The organism is Neobacillus fumarioli NBRC 102428, from assembly GCF_001591485.1.
GTDB lineage: Bacteria > Bacillota > Bacilli > Bacillales > Cytobacillaceae > Neobacillus > Neobacillus fumarioli.
In genome coordinates, this window is record NZ_BCUZ01000025.1 from 16,486 (window position 1) to 32,846 (window position 16,361).

Consider the following 16,361-nt stretch of genomic DNA (forward strand, 5'->3'; position numbering starts at 1 on the left):
GGTTTCCACTAGAATTATCCATTCCATGCTATTTAGACAATTTTTGTTGTCGAATAAAAAACCTCGAGCAGCTGTGCCTCCGCCTAAAAGCTATCGCTTTTAGACGTGTGATGCTTATGCTGCCAGAGCTTTCCTTGTGGAGCTGGACAATTTTCGAAGTCAAAAATTTCTTTACTTTAAATAAAAAAGACAAGCCCTAAAAGACTTGTCTTCTATCCGTAAATCCAGCTATATTTGATTAAAAGTGAGCAGCAAGTTACCCGCGTCTGGCACCTCTTCCTCCCCGCTTGGATTCTGTGTGCCGCTTTAAGGAAGATAAACGATCTTCACTATCTTTAAGAAACTTTGCCATTTTTGCCTCAAAGGACTCAGTCTTATTACGATCATTTGATCTGCCTTGACGAGGACGTTGCGTATGAGCGTGTGCATGCTTTCTTTCCGATTCTGGTCTATCCTTTGCCTTTTTAATAGATAGCCCAATCTTTCCATCCTTTTCAACATTAATGACTTTCACTTCAACTTGGTCCCCGACCTTTAGATGATCATTTATATCTTTTACATAGTTGTCAGCAACCTCGCTGATGTGTACAAGTCCAGTTGTACCATCCGGCAGCTCCACAAACGCTCCGAAATTTGTAATCCCTGTTACCTTCCCTTGTAACTTGCTGCCTACTTCAATTGACATAAAAAAAATTTTCCTCCTTAAAAATATAAAAAATATACTTACAATATATTATACAGAAAGGAAAAATTGAGTGTCAATAACACTACAAATTAGTTCATTTTTCCTTTTTGCCGTCAGGAATATTAAAGATAATTTCATTTTTGTCCGAGAAAAAGTATTCTTTCCTTGCTAGTTTCGCAATGTAATCATCATCATTTAAGTTGACAATATCCTGTTTCAAGATACTTTGCTGATGTTTAAGGTCATTGAGTTTTGCTTCCAGCTTCTTCTTTTGTGCCACTTTGGCATCAAGGGCCGCGGTTTGAGATATATTACTGGATATCAATAAATAAGAAATAAAGCAGGCAAATACGAAAAATATCGAAAGCCTCCTTAGTAATAATTTCCTTTTTCTTGCCGATGCGATCTCTAAGTGTTCCTGTTGTTTAACATAGGTTGTCTCCATTTTCGATACATTTCTTTTTTGAACCGCTCCCATCCCAAAGCCTCCTTACTCTTTCTTTTTTTTCCATCTATCTCTCCACTTAAGGATATAATTCCCGATTTTCTTGAAATTTCCTGCCGTTTTATTATATAACTTCTCGACGGAATTTTTAAGACCTTTCGGCATCAGTTTCCAAAAAATTAATAATATTTTTTTCACAATCCCGAAAACTGCTTTTACTATAAATAATAGTATCCTCGAAACAAATTTGACAAGGGATAAAAGCCCCCTGCCAATCGAAAGAACAATGATAATCATAAGTTGAACCAACCCGACAATCGGGTTATAAATCAGAAGCAGGAAGGTTCTCTTTGTAATTCGGGAAATCGTAATGACGGTTTGAATTATGAGTTCCAATACTCGCAAGTAAATATTTTTAAATAAGCTTTGGTAGGCAGCAAACCCGCATAGGAGGGCAATGAAGATATAGAATCTAATTTCACCGCTATTTACTAAGAATAAAGTATAAAAAACAAGCATTGCTTGAATAATCCAAAAGAGCAAGTCATTAATGAAGACAATCCATTGTTTCCGCTTTGGTCGCTGCAAGAAACGCTGATAAGTATCAAACATCGCGCCAAACAGCGACCCCATTCCAATCATAGAAATCATCGTTAGAAATTGTGTTGAGAGGGTCATCGGAATAACTTGCTAAAGAATCCTTTAGCTTTCTCCCCATGTTGGTCATCAATGTAGACCAATTCGAATACTTTTCCTTTAATGGAGACAATACCTTTTTCCACATCAAGGTTTTTCATTTGCAAATTTTGTCCTTTTATTGCCAGAAACCCCATCGATGTTTCCAATAAAAACTCCTCATTATCAAAACTTTCTACCTGTTTTACTCCCGTAATATCTAGAAGCTTGCGCCCTCTCATAATGACATCATGATCCGGAATGCTGCTTTTGGCTGGGCTATTGTCATAATATTGATTCATTATTCATCCCTCACAATCATTTGTACAACCCATTCTGTACATTTTTATGTAAGGGATGGAAAATTTAGAACCCGTCCATTATGGTCGTGTTTCTTGCGAATTAGTCCGTTCCTCCTTAATAATCGTATACATCCCTGCAGCTTCCTCTTTCTTCGATGTTTCTTGAATGCGGTCAATTCTAACGATAAGAATTCGCTGGCCAAGACGGAGTCTAAGTTCGTCCCCCACTTTTACAGTTGAACTTGCTTTTGCTTCTTTCCCGTTAATTTCAATTCTGCCTTGATCGGATACTTCTTTTGCCAATGTCCTTCGTTTAATTAATCTTGATACTTTTAAAAACTTGTCTAAACGCATAAAACATCTCCCCCTTATTATAATCCCTTGGATTTAGCATCTTCCCAGTATACATCAAGCTCTGAAAGTGTATGCTCTGCAAATGTCCTGCCGCTTTCTTTCACCTTTTCCTCTACATGTTGAAAACGTCGGATAAATTTTTGGTTTGTTGCAAATAAAGCTTCCTCCGGGTTGATTTGTAAAAATCTTGCCACATTCACAAAGGCAAACAATAAATCCCCGAATTCTTGTTTGGCATGTAAGAGACCTTCTTCCGTGTCATCAAGTTCAGCAACAAATTCCTGCAGTTCTTCTTTCACTTTCTCCATTGCAGGCCCGATATCCTCCCAATCAAACCCTACCTTGGCTGCCTTCTTCTGCAATTCAAATGCCCTTAGTAAATTGGGCTGAGCCATAGATACACCATCCATTAACGACGCCGACTGGACACTTTCTTTCTCCTGTTGCTTAATTTCCTGCCAATTTTTCACGACTTCCTCTGCATTTTCCGCTTTTCCCGTTCCAAACACATGAGGATGTCTACGAATCATTTTGGCACAGAGCCCTTCGATTATATCATCAATAGAGAAATACCCTTCATCTTCCCCAATTTGCGCATGGAGCATCACCTGTAAGAGAACATCGCCTAGTTCTTCAATTAAATGATCAACATCCTCACTGTTAATCGCTTCAATTACTTCAAACGTTTCTTCAATTAGATATGTTTTTAACGATTCATGCGTTTGCTTAAGATCCCATGGACAGCCATTCGGTCCTCTTAAAATAGCAATAATATCGCGAAGTTTGCTGAAATTCTTCCACATAATGGCGTCGTCCTGTACGGGCGGTATGTAGACAGAAGTAAGATTATTAATGGTTACACTGCGGTCTAGTTCGTATAATGGTACTTTTTCCATTGCTTCATTTTTGCTGCCGGCTGCTGTAACAATCCATACCTCATAGTCATCCGGGTATTTCTCCATCAAAGTTAATTTCACATTGGAGGCAACAAATTGGTCATAGATCTGGCAAATAATCAAATGCTGATCCATTTGCAGCTGCCCTACATGAAGATCCGTACCATCCAACAGCTGAAATCCCTCAATCGGATCAATTTTTAATGAAGTAAACAGGGCATCAATAAAGCTCCCGCCGCCGCCGATTACAATTTCGACCTGTTCTTTTGGCCCTTGTTCCAATAATAGCTGTACGGTTTGCTCCGCCACTAAAGGATGACCCGGAACAGCGTAAATAACCGGCTGGGAGCGGGCTTGATTCAATAATACCCTGGCAATTTCCTGATAAACTTCAGAAAATTGTTCATGCCTTTCATAAATATGATCAAACGATATATAACGGAAGCCTTCCTTTTCTAATTCCTGTACAACTGGATGCTCTTTCGTCCGTAAAAAAACATGAGCTGATTTCAGCAATTTTCTATAAACGCCAAGGGGCAGCTGATCTAGATCCCCTGCTCCCAAACCCACTATTTCGATTTTATTTGTCATTCGTCATCTCGCTCCTTTCGCTTGATAAAGTAGATAATTTTACTTCCTAACGGAAATAAAGCCAGTTCTTCTACATCAAACACTCTTCCTTTTATAACAGCCCATAAAAATAAAATCCCGCCAAGCCCTACAGCACTTAATGCTTCCACTGCGGCTCTCAGCCGGGCCGAAACTAGGAGGTGCATAAGTGACTCGATAAGGTAAAGATATCCCTTTAAAAATACAACCATTACAAGTGCAGCTAAAATCGTAATGTTTAAAAAGCGCAGGGAAATGTTCACAATCCTTTTTAAACGAATAAACAGAAAAACAGACACTGCAAATAGCGCCAGAAGAGAAGAAACAGCGGCTCCCATCATTCCCAGCACCGGGATCAGAACCATATTAAACATATACTTTATCGGAAAAACGGATACGGCCGCGAGCGCTGGTGCCGTCAGATTCCCTAACCCCTGCATAATACCTGTTACAGCGGCAATAAGGGATGTAAACAATATAACAAAACTAAGGACACCCAAAACATCAGACCCTGAGGCATCTTTAAACAACATAATGTTAGTTGGGGTAATCACTGCCCATAGTCCAGCGGAGGCGCCAATCCCAATGACGATACTGACCTTTAAAGCAGATTGGATTTTTTGCTGTAATAACTCCCGTCTTGCCGAAAGTCTTTCTCGGGTAATCAACGGAACAAGCGATAACGATATCGAGGCCGCTGCTACAGTCCCCAATTGAATGAGCGGCTGTCCGCGGTCATAGATTCCCTTAAGACTTTTGGCCAGTTCCTTGTCAATACCACTTTCCGTCAGTAACGAATAAAGATTTAATGAATCGGCTAATTGCATAAAAACCATCAGCATGCCGCTCAAGGCAATCGTAAATCCCTGAAAGGTCAGCTCCTTCACCAACTGCTTGACATCTGGCAGATTCCTTTTGATCATTCCTTTTTCCGGGGCAATTACTTTCCATTCTTTACGTTTCCATAAAAACGTAAACAAAATGACAAATGAGACAATACTTCCGGTAATCGACCCGAACATTGCCCCGCCGCCTGTAATATACAAAGAAAAACCTTTTTGCATAAACAGATAGGCCAAAATCATAATGGTTAATACTCGTATACTTTGTTCGCCTACTTGGGATAATGCAGTAGGGATCATATCACCCGTGCCTTGATAATATCCCCTTAATACGGAAATCACAGGTGATGTTAAAAATACAAACGAAACCACTTTTATGATCACCGACAGATGACGATCCCCCATGAATTGCGCTAGCGGGCCCGCACTACAATAAAGTAACGTAAAGCAAATAAGACCAAATAACTGTAAATAAAGAAATGAAACAAAAAGCAGTAAACGAGACTTTTCCTTTTGTTCAGCGTACAGCTTGGAAATCACCACTGGAAAACCTGTTGTCGAAAAGGCAACAGCAATGGCGTAAAACGGATATACTTGCTGGTATATGTAAAAGCCGGTATCTCCGACAATATTCTGAAAAGGTATACGATAAAAGGCACTTAATACTTTTGTTACCAAACCGGCAATGGCCAAAATCATAGCCCCTTTAAATAAAGCCTTAGACGGATTCACATGCTCCATATGTTCACCTGCTGATAAAAATACTCTACCGTATTATAACATATAAATACTGAAGCTCCTTGGCCTGCACTTTCGCTACCCAAAATAATCTGGAAATAGAAAAAGGCAGCCATAGCTGCCTTTTATTGTTCCATCTGCCGTGCTAAAAAGCCGGCTGCTGTTTCAACTGCCTTTTGTTCTACTTCGCCTAGTGTGCCTTCTTTGGAATAAATAATAACGGCGCCAATTGGATCTCCATTTGCAATAATCGGACCAATTGTATAGGATGATACTGTTTCTTCATTGCCATCAGCAAGAGCAACATCTCCTTGCTGTGTAACGAGGACAGAATTTCGATCCTCCATTGTTTTCTCGACTAAATCGCTAATACTTTTATTTAAATAATCTTTTTTAGATCCCCCTGCTACTGCGATAAAAGCATCGCGGTCACAGATCAAAACAGGATTACCGAGGCTGTCAAATAGGGCTTCCGCATACTCCTTGGCAAAATCGCTTAACTCGCTGATCGGTGAATACTTCTTTAAAATCACTTCACCATCCCGGTCAACGAAAATCTCTAACGGATCCCCTTCGCGGATACGTAAAGTCCTCCGTATTTCTTTGGGGATGACGACACGACCCAAATCATCGATTCGACGAACTATTCCAGTTGCTTTCATCCATGTTGCCTCACTTTCATCTGATGATTGTTGAACTTGGCAAATAGAATTGCGGCGGCACCTTAATAACTCCCGGTAAATCATTCCTCATGACCAAAATACCTTTCTTTAGAAAGAAGATAATTTAATGCCAGAGTTGGGTTACTTAAAGGCCTGGATCATTATCGTTTTAAGATAAAAATCCTTATTTGCCAACTTTGAACTTAGTATCTTTCATCTGGTAAGTTCTATTCACAATTTTTTCACATATACAGGAAATGTTGCCTTTTACACACGATTTCCTATGGAAAGCAGGCAAATGGATGGATTTTCATTACGTAACGGAGTTTTCTTGTTCCCTTTTAGCTAAAGGAATACCTTTGATCATTTCAAACACGATTTGAAGCCATTGGGCTGTGTTAAAGTCTGTGACTTTAATGACAATCTTCAGCTTCTTTCCTTCCATTCCCGGTGTAACCGCTCTGCCATATTTGCTGCCCAAATGGAAAAGCTTGCTGCCGTCAAGTGTGTTCGTCACCTGTTCATTAAGCAGAATGGTAACTTCTTGCTTTAACTGTTTGATCGATTCCACACCATTTTCAAGGGCATACACCTTCATTTCTGCCACTTGGAAGAGATAAGAAACTTCATCAGGATATTCACCAAAACGGTCGATTATTTCTGTTTGCAGCTCTTCGATATCTTCAAGGGATTCTACAGCTCTGAACCGTTTATACATTTCAATTTTTTGATTGCCATCCTTTATATAGCAATCTGGAATATAGGCATCAATCTCTAGGTCTATTTCAACAGTTGGTTTTTTCTCCCCGGCCACATCACCTTTTTTCTCCTCAATCGCTTCTTTTAACATTTGCGAATAAAGATCAAAACCGACAGAGTCAATAAAGCCATGCTGCTGTGAGCCTAATAAATTACCGGCGCCCCTGATGGCCAAATCGCGCATCGCAATTTTAAATCCTGAACCTAATTCTGTAAACTCTTTAATGGCTTGAAGACGTTTTTCTGCAACTTCTGTTAACACTTTATCTTTTCGATACGTAAAGTAAGCATACGCCACCCGATTGGATCTTCCTACACGGCCACGCAGCTGATAAAGCTGAGACAGCCCCATACGGTCTGCATCATATACAATCAAGGTATTGACATTCGGAATGTCGACTCCAGTTTCAATTATGGTGGTGCTTACCAAAACATCAAATTCCCCTGCCAGAAAACTAATCATCACGGATTCTAATTCATTTTCTGACATTTGCCCATGAGCATAAGTAACCCGGGCATCGGGAACAAGCAGCGAAATTTCTTCTGCTTTCCGTTCGATGTCTTCCACCCTGTTATATAAAAAGTAAACTTGTCCGTTGCGGGCCAATTCTCGTTCAATCGCTTCTCTTACTAAAGATCCGTTATATTCCATTACATAAGTTTGTACCGGAAAGCGATTTTCCGGCGGTGTTTCAATAACGGATAAATCTCGGACACCCAGCATAGACATATGCAATGTTCTTGGAATTGGCGTCGCCGTCAGCGTCAGGACATCGACATTGGTTTTCAACCGCTTAATCTTTTCCTTATGCGTTACTCCAAACCGCTGCTCTTCATCGATAATCAAGAGTCCTAAATCATGATAGACAATATCCTTTGAAAGAAGACGATGAGTCCCAACTACGATATCGATCGTTCCTGCTTTTAACCCTTTAATGGTTTCCGTTTGCTCTTTTTTAGTACGAAAGCGGCTTAACAAGCCAATATTAATGGGGTAATCTTGAAACCTTTCCCGTAAAGTTTCAAAATGCTGCTGAGCTAAAATGGTTGTCGGGACTAAAAAGGCCACTTGCTTACCATCCGTAATCGCTTTAAACGCCGCCCTGATGGCTACTTCTGTTTTTCCATAACCAACATCTCCACACAGAAGCCGGTCCATCGGCCGCGGCCTTTCCATATCCTTTTTAATCTCACGAATCGAACGCAGCTGATCCTCCGTTTCCTGATAAGCAAATGACGCTTCAAATTCCCGCTGCAAATCTCCGTCAGGTGAGAAGGCATAGCCCACAGCTGCTTCCCGTTCAGCATATAATTTGATTAAATCATCAGCGATATCTTCAACAGAGGATTGTACTTTCTTCTTGACCTTTTTCCAGTCACTGCCGCCAAGTTTATAAATCTTTGGCTCTTTTCCTTCGGAGCCGACATACTTTTGCACCAGATTAATTTGCTCCACCGGAACATATAATTTATCTGTCCCTTGGTAACGGATATGGAGATAATCCTTATGAACTCCGTTAATCACCAGAGTCTCAATACCTAAATATTTTCCGATACCGTGATTAACATGTACAACATAATCACCGATTTTAAGTTCTGAGTAGCTTTTAATTCTTTCAGCATTTGATAGTTTTTGTCGGCTGACAGATCTTTTAGCACGTTTATTGAATAGTTCTTCCTCGGTGATCACTGCAATCTTTTGAATCGGCAATTCAAAACCGGTATTTAAGCTGCCCTTCATCACCTGCACTTTACCAGGCAAGAGCTCCTGGTCATCCGAGACTCGTGCTTCAATTTCATAATCCTCCAACACGCGCTCAAGCTTTTTGACCCGTTCGTCATCCGGTCCTAAAAATAAAATAGAATAATGGCTTTTTTTCCATCTATCAATTTCAGCCTTCAGCAAATGCATCTGACCATGGAAATTCTGCATCTGCTTGCAGGAAATATTCATAATATTTTGCGGGCTGGTATTGGCTACATGTCTTAAAAACAAAGATAAATAGATAATCGAAAATTCCTTAGTATGAAGGAGTACCTGCAAATCATGAGAAATCTGCAGATCATGAATAATCTCTCCTTCACTAAGCATGGATGTATACCAATCCGCCTCTTCTTTAATAAGCGACTCATTCATCTCCTGCACACGGCTGATTTCGTCAATGACAACCAATCCATTAGCCGGAAGATAGTCTAGTAAACTAGCAGGCTTCTCGTATGCTAGCGAAAGGTATTTAAATATGTGGTCGGGCCTTTGACCATTTTTTAATTGTTCGAGCTCAAAACTGATTTTTTGGGAAAGTTGTAATTTGGCTTTTTCATCTTTTAATTTCTTTAAACTGGCCGCCAAGCCCTCCTCCAGCCTGTCAATAATCAAGCTGTTATGATGGGAATTAAGCAGCACCTCTGTCGCCGGGCCAATAGAAATTTCCGTTAACTTTTCTTTAGAACGCTGATCTTCAAGGGAGAAGTAACGAATCGATTCAATCTCTGTATCAAATAATTCAATCCGAAGCGGATTTACTTCTGTCAATGGATAAATATCAATAATACCGCCTCTTACACTGAACTCCCCTGGTGTTGTGACCATCTCTTTCCGTACATATCCCATCTCGACGAATAAATTTAATGTCCGGTCCAGTTCTAATTCTTTTCCTATTTTTAAAACAAGCTGATGTTCCTTCCATAACGATTTCGGAGGAAGAATCTTTTTCAATCCCGCCGCCGGGACAATGATGATGCCTTTTGATTGTTTACACCAATAATTTAAAGCCTCTATTCGCTGGGCCTTTAATTCCGGACTGGCAATACTTAATTCAGCGGCAATCAATTCATTTGCCGGAAACAAATAAACTTCTTGATCGCTTACTAGATTGACAAGATCATCATACAGTTTCTGCGCTTGTAAAAGATTATGGGTGACAAGCATAATCGGCCGTTTCATTTGCTCATAGATAGCTGCTGTCAGAACTGTTTTTGAAGAGCCTGAAAGACCTGCAATCAATTGTTCTCGTAATCCTTCTTCAATCCCGGAAATAACTAAATGGACATCTTCCTGTTTAAGAAATAGCGATTTTAATTCTTTCAAACAGCCTCCTCCTCTCCTGTTGCTGACAATTTCACAGAAAATAGAAATAGAAAAATGCTTTGGAAGTCAGTCCAAAGCTCAATTTAGTGAATAAGATAATCGTATTGATGGTAATCAGGATTCCGTTCTAAGCTTTCCTGACAGTCTTCACAAATGGCTGTGATATGAATATCACCTGACAAATCATATGATACCATTTCCTGCCGTTCCTGTTCTGTTAATTTGTGAAGGCCCAAGGCTTCTGAATGTATCGATGTATTCGTAATGGTACCAAGTTTTGTCCCGCAATGCCGGCAATGGTAATGGATGGCCACGCCTGTCCCTCCTAACCTAAGTTTCAGTATTAGTATGAACTTGAATGGAGGAACTTATTCAGACAAAAGCCTAAGGGTTACTACTCTTTGCCTATTTTTCTTCATTGTATGATGAAACGGGCTTGTATCATGATCTATTTAACATTATATTCATTCATGACCTGGATAAACGGCTTTTTAAGCCACGCCTCACAAGCATCTGCGCTTTTTCTAACGGCCTCTTGAACAAGAGCTCGTTCTTCAGGACGAAACTTTCCTAAAACATAGTCAGGAACACTCATTCCTGGCTGCGGACGGTCAATACCAATGCGAATTCTGTTAAACTCTTGGGTCCCAAGATGCGCTACCGTTGATTTAATCCCATTATGTCCGCCCGAACTTCCCTTTTGCCGCAGTCTGATTTTCCCAACCGGCAAATCCAAATCATCATAGATCACAAGTAAATCTTCCAGTTCAATTTGGTAATAATCCAGAACTGCCCGAATGGATTCACCAGATAAATTCATATAGGTAAGCGGCTTTAATAATAAAACCTTAGTTCCATTATAAACCCCCAACCCATATATTCCTTTAAATTTTGCTTGAGTCAAAGGAATATTAAAAGAGCTGGATAGTTCGTCTATAACCATAAATCCAATATTATGCCTTGTTTGTTCGTATTGCTTTCCGGGGTTCCCTAAACCAACAATCATTTTCATACGAGTTCCCAAAGGGCCCACTCCTATCTCTTCCGGTTTAGCCCGGTTTTTAAAAATTTTCTGAAACATCGTCTTCTCCATTATATGAAATAAATTGTTTAATACTATCGACAAAAGACGTAACCTATTTTAGGTTACGTCTTAACAAAAGTCCAGTTCCAATGTTTGACCTCTTAAATATACCTAGTCCCTAGACTCTGCAAAACGGACTTCCAGAGAAAAGAATTTGTCCTGCTATTCATCACCAACGCGAGTGGTTTCTCTTCCTTCTTCATTATCAGGATGGCCTTCTTCTTGCTGCTCGCCTGCATTAATTTCCACTTCCTGTTTAGGTGGTAAAATGGATGCGATAACTTCTTCTGGGTCATTATCGATCGTGAAATCACCCTGATAAAGAATATCCTCAACCTTTACTGTTTCTCCTACCTGAAGATTAGAAACATCCACCTCAATTTGCGGAGGGATATGATCTGGTGTAGTCGTGACAGAAACTTCATGAAGCGGCTGTTGCAGCACACCGCCGTCTTTCACTCCAGCTGCCTCGCCAGTGAGAACAAGCCTTACATTGACACTAATTTTCGAAGATTTATCGACAGCCAAAAAATCAACATGAATGATTTCTTTCTTTATAAAATCCTCTTGGTAATCAGTAAGAATGACATCTTGTTTTTGGCCCCCGACATCAAGAGAAATGACCCCATTTCGGCCAACATCTTTGATCGTTTTAGTAAAATCAGCTGCACTGATAAAGACAGGTGTATTTTTGACCTTTGCGCCATAAATCACAGCAGGAATTTGGCCATTTCTTCTATTTTCTTTTAATTCGCCCCGATGTAAAGCTTTTCGCTCTTTTGCCTGTAAAACAGTACTCATAGTGATCAGCCTCCTATTTTATTCACTATTTAAAAATGCCCTAAAATAGGAGAATCTAAACATTTTAATCAAAAAGGGGGCCTATTTACTCACATTAATCAAATAAAGTGCTGACTGATTGTTCTTCGTGAATCCGAATAATCGCTTCTGCAATTAACGGTGCCACGGACAGATTTACTATTTTATCAATTTTCTTTTCTTCCGGAAGTGCTATGGAATTAGTTACAACTAATTCTTTGATTTTCGAATTTTGAATCCGCTCAATTGCAGGCCCTGACAATACCGGATGAGTACAGCATGCATATACTTCTTTCGCACCGTTTTCAGCTAGCGCATTGGCTGCAAGGGTAATCGTTCCTGCTGTATCAATGATATCATCAATCAGAATAGCAATTTTCCCTTCAATATTACCAACAATATTCATCACTTCAGCGACATTCGGTCTTGGACGGCGTTTATCAATAATCGCAATCGGAGCTTTTAGACGTTCCGCCATTTTCCTGGCCCTTGTTACCCCTCCATGGTCCGGTGAAACAACAACAATATCCCCGCCTAATTCCTTTTGTTTAAAATAATCAGCTAATATTGGCACACCCATTAAATGGTCTGTTGGAATTTCAAAAAATCCTTGAATTTGCGGTGCATGTAAATCCAAGCAAAGGACACGGTTAGCACCCGCAGTTTCCAGCAATGTAGCCACTAACTTAGCTGTAATCGGCTCTCTTGCACGCGCTTTTCGATCCTGACGTGCATACCCGTAATATGGCATAACTACATTAATGGTTTTTGCAGATGCTCGTTTTAACGCATCTATCATGATTAATAGTTCCATAATATTTTCATTAACAGGCTGGCTGGTCGATTGGATTACATATACATTACAGCCGCGGACACTTTCTTCAATATTGATTTGAATTTCGCCGTCGCTGAATCTAGTTACAGAACATTTCCCCAGTTCGACACCGATATCTTTTGCAATTTCTTTTGCCAGAGGAAGATTGGAATTTAAGCTGAATACCTTTATTTTTGGATCTAAATATTGATTAGACATGTTGGTCCTCCATATACGAGCTTATTGTTTTAAATGAAGCTTTTCCACATAATTTTCTTTATTCACTTGGCGTGCCCTTGCAATCGATAATGCTTCTTTCGGAACATTCTTTGTAATGGTTGATCCGGCAGCCACATAGGCGCCTTTTTCGATCGTAACAGGAGCAACCAAATTAGAGTTACAGCCGATAAAAACGTCATCTTCAATTTTTGTCAGGTATTTATTTTTTCCATCATAATTCACCGTAATCGAACCGCAGCCAATATTGACATTTCTGCCAACCTCCGCATCGCCGATATAGCTAAGGTGTGATACTTTGCTTCCCTCTCCGAAGACTGCCTTTTTCATTTCGACAAAGTTGCCGATTTTCGCATCATCGGCAATCGATGAATCTGGTCGGATGTGAGCAAATGGGCCAATGTTAACCCGTGCTCCAATCGAACTGTTATGGGCAACTGATTGCCGTATGACCGTTTCATTGCCGATTTCGCAAGAAACAATTTCGGAATTAGGGCCTATCTGACAGTCACCGCCAATTATTGTTTTCCCTTTTAGAATGGTTCCAGGATGAATGATCGTATCCTGGCCAATTTTAACATCTGTTTCAATATAGGTATTATTCGGATCAATAATTGTAACCCCATTTCGCATATGGGATTCATTGATCCGCTTTCGCATAATCCGTTCAGCTTCTGCAAGAGCCACCCTGTCATTTACCCCTAAAGTTTCTTCTAAATCATTTGTTTGAAAAGCGGTTACCACTTCTCCTTGATTTTTGAGAATTTCAATTACATCCGGCAAATAATATTCACCTTGAGCATTGTCATTTGAAACTTTTTTTAATGCAGCAAAAAGGGCAGCATTGTCAAAGCAATAGGTTCCGGTATTAATTTCATTGATTCTGCGTTCTTCTTCTGTAGCATCTTTATGTTCGACAATTTTTTCTACCAAACCATCTTTATTGCGAATAATCCGGCCATAACCTGTCGGGTCTTCAATTCTGGCTGTAAGGATTGTCGCTTTTGCCTTTAATTGTTCATGATGGCTGAATAGTGACTCCATTGTTTCCGATCTTATAAGCGGAGTGTCTCCGCAAACGACAATCGTTACTCCCTCTTTGCCTTCGAGCATGCTGGCAGCCTGCATCACAGCGTGAGCCGTCCCGAGCTGAGATTCCTGCATGGCATATAAACTATCATCGCCTAATTGAGCTTGGACTTTTTCCGCCCCGTGCCCAATAATCGTAACAATCTTCTCTATATTAAGCTTTTTTACTTGATCCACTACATGCTGCACCATCGGTTTGCCGCATACTGGGTGTAATACTTTATAAAGCTTTGATTTCATCCGCGTCCCTTGCCCGGCGGCTAAAATCACAGCATAGCGATTAGACATGTACAGTCCTCCAATTACCTTTTTATCCACTAAAAATATTATCCTAATTGAAACGCTATTTCAAGGAATGATAAATGGAAAAACGAAGACGAGAGTTTAGTAGCAAATCTGCCTAGAGGGAGGATTCTAAAGTAAATAATATCGACCAGTTAAAAAGGAGCGCTTGTAAGGGGGTTCCAAATAAAAAGAGCCTTACATGGAAGAAAGGCCCTAGTTGCATAATCATTAGGAGGCTCCGGCTTCTTCAAATTCTACTTCTAAATCGCCCAACCTATGGTATTCAGCCAAAACCGCCTCTTGAATTTTACCGCGTGTTCCTGAATTGATTGGATGCGCAATATCACGAAATTCTCCATCTGGAGTCCGTTTGCTAGGCATCGCGACGAATAAACCGTTATTGCCGTCAATTACTCGAATGTCATGAACAACAAATTCATTATCTAATGTAATTGAAGCAATTGCTCTCATACGGCCATCCGTATTAACTCGGCGTAATCTTACGTCTGTTACTTCCATGTGCTCACACCCTTTTCTGGAAAAGATAAAAAGCTTATTAAATACATTCAACAATTATTCTTTTTTTCCTTCTTTAATTTTAAAATTTTTTAGAAAAAATAGGACAAAATAGTGAACTGTTGGTAGATATAGCCAAGAAAAAGAAAAGGGACATTCCTTGCCCCTAAAGCGGTACAAGAAATGTCCCTATTTAACTAGTGCTACGACCTCAATTTCCACTAATGCATCTTTTGGCAGCCGTGCCACTTCGACACAAGACCGTGCTGGTTTGTGGGAAGAAAAGTATTCTCCATATACTTCATTCAAGGCAGCAAAGTCATCCATGTTTTTTATAAATACCGTTGTTTTCACAACTGTTTCCAAACTCGCACCTGCTGCTTCTAAAACCGCCTGCAAATTGCGAAAAACCTGATGTGTCTGCTCTTTAATATCTCCGACAACCATATTCCCTTCAGCTGTTAACGGAATCTGGCCTGAGCTATAAAATAAATTGTTAACAATTATTCCTTGTGAATATGGGCCGATTGCAGCTGGCGCCTGATTAGTTTGAACTGCTTTCATGTAGATCTCCTCCTGCCTGTTTAGTTAAATAATTTCCCGCATGAACATTGATCTTTTTTTCTTTTACATCTACGTCAGACAAAGTGACAAGGGATAAATAATCATTCACCAGCCGTTCCTCGGTTTTTTCTGCCTCGACCAAAACAGCAATCCCTGCAACACTGGCGTCAAATTCTTCGAGTATGCTCATCATTCCCATTACCGTGCCGCCAGCTTTCATGAAGTCATCGACAATTAAGACTTTAGAACCTTCTCTAATGCTTCGTTTCGATAAAAGCATCGTCTGAATCCTTTTCGCTGATCCTGATACATAGTTGATGCTGACGGTCGGACCTTCTGTTACTTTACTGTCTTTCCGCACGATAACAACCGGAACATTTAACTGGCTCGCCACTGCATAAGCAAGAGGTATCCCTTTTGTAGCAACCGTCATGACCACATCAATATCTGTGTCAGCATAAGCTGAAGCGATAATTCTTCCTGCCTTTTGCACAATCTGTGGGTTGCCTAAAATATCTGTTAAATATAAATATCCTCCGGGAAGGAGCCTGTCGGGGTCGGCGATCAAATCACAAAGTTCTTGAACAAAAGGTTCTGCTTTTTCCTTGCTGACTTTGACAAAAAATTTAACACCGCCCGCTGCTCCAGGCACTGTTTGCAACGTACCAATCCCCCGCTGCTCAAATGTCTCCTTAACAATTGCCAAATCCTCACTGATGGAGGACTTTGCCGAATCATAACGCTCAGCAAAAAAGGTGAGCGGCACAAGCTGACGGGGATGATCCAGTAAATAATTTGTCATATCAATCAAACGTTCACTGCGGCGAAACTTCATAATTTTCCTCCAAAAACCATTTATACCGTTCATAAGAAAAGCGCAAGCGCCTTGGTCAGCCTG

General features: G+C 40.2%; 17 protein-coding genes. All 17 read right to left on the minus strand.

The window, feature by feature from the left end; genetic code table 11:
• Window positions 1-256 precede the first annotated feature (256 nt).
• The 17 genes from BFU02S_RS06415 to purR all read right to left on the minus strand — a co-directional run bounded on the left by BFU02S_RS06415 (window position 257) and on the right by purR (window position 16,298).
• On the minus strand, window positions 257-685 hold the full coding sequence (locus BFU02S_RS06415; protein WP_066368120.1) for a S1 domain-containing RNA-binding protein: 429 nt from the start codon (window positions 683-685) through the stop codon (window positions 257-259).
• A 94-nt stretch (window positions 686-779) separates the two neighbouring features.
• Entirely contained in the window at window positions 780-1,163 is a 384-nt protein-coding gene (locus BFU02S_RS06420) for an FtsB family cell division protein (protein WP_066368122.1), read from the minus strand.
• Between the two features lie 12 nt (window positions 1,164-1,175).
• Window positions 1,176-1,808 (minus strand): spore cortex biosynthesis protein YabQ, encoded by a 633-nt coding sequence (yabQ, locus tag BFU02S_RS06425; protein WP_066368124.1) that lies wholly within the window; start codon window positions 1,806-1,808, stop codon window positions 1,176-1,178.
• Entirely contained in the window at window positions 1,805-2,107 is a 303-nt protein-coding gene (gene yabP, locus BFU02S_RS06430) for a sporulation protein YabP (RefSeq protein ID WP_066368126.1), read from the minus strand. Before yabP ends, yabQ begins: the two co-directional genes overlap by 4 nt.
• 78 nt (window positions 2,108-2,185) lie before the next feature.
• Window positions 2,186-2,461, minus strand: coding sequence for an RNA-binding S4 domain-containing protein (locus BFU02S_RS06435; protein WP_066368129.1), 276 nt, complete (start codon window positions 2,459-2,461; stop codon window positions 2,186-2,188).
• Window positions 2,462-2,478: 17 nt separating this feature from the next.
• Window positions 2,479-3,948 (minus strand): bifunctional methyltransferase/pyrophosphohydrolase YabN, encoded by a 1,470-nt coding sequence (gene yabN / locus BFU02S_RS06440; protein WP_066368131.1) that lies wholly within the window; start codon window positions 3,946-3,948, stop codon window positions 2,479-2,481.
• Window positions 3,945-5,549: a putative polysaccharide biosynthesis protein gene (locus BFU02S_RS06445; RefSeq protein WP_066368134.1), complete on the minus strand. Its 1,605-nt coding sequence runs from the start codon at window positions 5,547-5,549 to the stop codon at window positions 3,945-3,947. The genes yabN and BFU02S_RS06445 overlap by 4 nt, the downstream gene beginning before the upstream one ends.
• 122 nt (window positions 5,550-5,671) lie before the next feature.
• Window positions 5,672-6,208, minus strand: a complete 537-nt coding sequence (spoVT, locus tag BFU02S_RS06450) for a stage V sporulation protein T (RefSeq protein WP_066368168.1) — start codon at window positions 6,206-6,208, stop codon at window positions 5,672-5,674.
• A gap of 313 nt (window positions 6,209-6,521) precedes the next feature.
• Window positions 6,522-10,055 carry a transcription-repair coupling factor gene (gene mfd, locus BFU02S_RS06455; protein WP_066368140.1) on the minus strand — a complete coding sequence of 1,178 codons (3,534 nt, stop codon included), beginning with the start codon at window positions 10,053-10,055 and terminating at the stop codon, window positions 6,522-6,524.
• An 83-nt stretch (window positions 10,056-10,138) separates the two neighbouring features.
• Window positions 10,139-10,369 (minus strand): anti-sigma-F factor Fin, encoded by a 231-nt coding sequence (gene fin, locus BFU02S_RS06460; RefSeq protein WP_066368142.1) that lies wholly within the window; start codon window positions 10,367-10,369, stop codon window positions 10,139-10,141.
• Between the two features lie 134 nt (window positions 10,370-10,503).
• The gene (pth, locus tag BFU02S_RS06465; RefSeq protein WP_066368170.1) at window positions 10,504-11,067 is read right to left on the minus strand and encodes an aminoacyl-tRNA hydrolase; all 564 of its coding nucleotides are present in this window, start codon (window positions 11,065-11,067) and stop codon (window positions 10,504-10,506) included.
• 234 nt (window positions 11,068-11,301) lie between these two features.
• Window positions 11,302-11,940 carry a 50S ribosomal protein L25/general stress protein Ctc gene (locus BFU02S_RS06470; protein WP_066368144.1) on the minus strand — a complete coding sequence of 213 codons (639 nt, stop codon included), beginning with the start codon at window positions 11,938-11,940 and terminating at the stop codon, window positions 11,302-11,304.
• Between the two features lie 94 nt (window positions 11,941-12,034).
• Window positions 12,035-12,991 carry a ribose-phosphate diphosphokinase gene (locus BFU02S_RS06475; protein WP_066368146.1) on the minus strand — a complete coding sequence of 319 codons (957 nt, stop codon included), beginning with the start codon at window positions 12,989-12,991 and terminating at the stop codon, window positions 12,035-12,037.
• 21 nt (window positions 12,992-13,012) lie between these two features.
• Window positions 13,013-14,386 (minus strand): bifunctional UDP-N-acetylglucosamine diphosphorylase/glucosamine-1-phosphate N-acetyltransferase GlmU, encoded by a 1,374-nt coding sequence (gene glmU, locus BFU02S_RS06480; protein ID WP_066368157.1) that lies wholly within the window; start codon window positions 14,384-14,386, stop codon window positions 13,013-13,015.
• Window positions 14,387-14,611: 225 nt separating this feature from the next.
• Window positions 14,612-14,902 carry a septation regulator SpoVG gene (spoVG, locus tag BFU02S_RS06485; RefSeq protein WP_066368160.1) on the minus strand — a complete coding sequence of 97 codons (291 nt, stop codon included), beginning with the start codon at window positions 14,900-14,902 and terminating at the stop codon, window positions 14,612-14,614.
• A gap of 186 nt (window positions 14,903-15,088) precedes the next feature.
• On the minus strand, window positions 15,089-15,463 hold the full coding sequence (ridA, locus tag BFU02S_RS06490; protein ID WP_066368163.1) for a 2-iminobutanoate/2-iminopropanoate deaminase: 375 nt from the start codon (window positions 15,461-15,463) through the stop codon (window positions 15,089-15,091).
• Window positions 15,444-16,298: a pur operon repressor gene (purR, locus tag BFU02S_RS06495; RefSeq protein ID WP_066368166.1), complete on the minus strand. Its 855-nt coding sequence runs from the start codon at window positions 16,296-16,298 to the stop codon at window positions 15,444-15,446. The genes ridA and purR overlap by 20 nt, the downstream gene beginning before the upstream one ends.
• Between the last annotated feature and the right edge of the window lie 63 nt (window positions 16,299-16,361).

Bases quoted from the DNA above. Each gene is read 5' to 3' on its own strand.
- yabN (WP_066368131.1), bottom strand. From the start codon at position 3,948: ATGACAAATAAAATCGAAATAGTGGGTTTGGGAGCAGGGGATCTAGAT.
- pth (WP_066368170.1), bottom strand. From the start codon at position 11,067: ATGAAAATGATTGTTGGTTTAGGGAACCCCGGAAAGCAATACGAACAA.
- spoVG (WP_066368160.1), bottom strand. From the start codon at position 14,902: ATGGAAGTAACAGACGTAAGATTACGCCGAGTTAATACGGATGGCCGT.
- BFU02S_RS06445 (WP_066368134.1), bottom strand. From the start codon at position 5,549: ATGGAGCATGTGAATCCGTCTAAGGCTTTATTTAAAGGGGCTATGATT.
- BFU02S_RS06475 (WP_066368146.1), bottom strand. From the start codon at position 12,991: ATGTCTAATCAATATTTAGATCCAAAAATAAAGGTATTCAGCTTAAAT.
- BFU02S_RS06420 (WP_066368122.1), bottom strand. From the start codon at position 1,163: ATGGGAGCGGTTCAAAAAAGAAATGTATCGAAAATGGAGACAACCTAT.
- spoVT (WP_066368168.1), bottom strand. From the start codon at position 6,208: ATGAAAGCAACTGGAATAGTTCGTCGAATCGATGATTTGGGTCGTGTC.
- yabP (WP_066368126.1), bottom strand. From the start codon at position 2,107: ATGAATCAATATTATGACAATAGCCCAGCCAAAAGCAGCATTCCGGAT.
- BFU02S_RS06415 (WP_066368120.1), bottom strand. From the start codon at position 685: ATGTCAATTGAAGTAGGCAGCAAGTTACAAGGGAAGGTAACAGGGATT.
- BFU02S_RS06470 (WP_066368144.1), bottom strand. From the start codon at position 11,940: ATGAGTACTGTTTTACAGGCAAAAGAGCGAAAAGCTTTACATCGGGGC.
- BFU02S_RS06435 (WP_066368129.1), bottom strand. From the start codon at position 2,461: ATGCGTTTAGACAAGTTTTTAAAAGTATCAAGATTAATTAAACGAAGG.
- glmU (WP_066368157.1), bottom strand. From the start codon at position 14,386: ATGTCTAATCGCTATGCTGTGATTTTAGCCGCCGGGCAAGGGACGCGG.
- ridA (WP_066368163.1), bottom strand. From the start codon at position 15,463: ATGAAAGCAGTTCAAACTAATCAGGCGCCAGCTGCAATCGGCCCATAT.
- purR (WP_066368166.1), bottom strand. From the start codon at position 16,298: ATGAAGTTTCGCCGCAGTGAACGTTTGATTGATATGACAAATTATTTA.
- yabQ (WP_066368124.1), bottom strand. From the start codon at position 1,808: ATGACCCTCTCAACACAATTTCTAACGATGATTTCTATGATTGGAATG.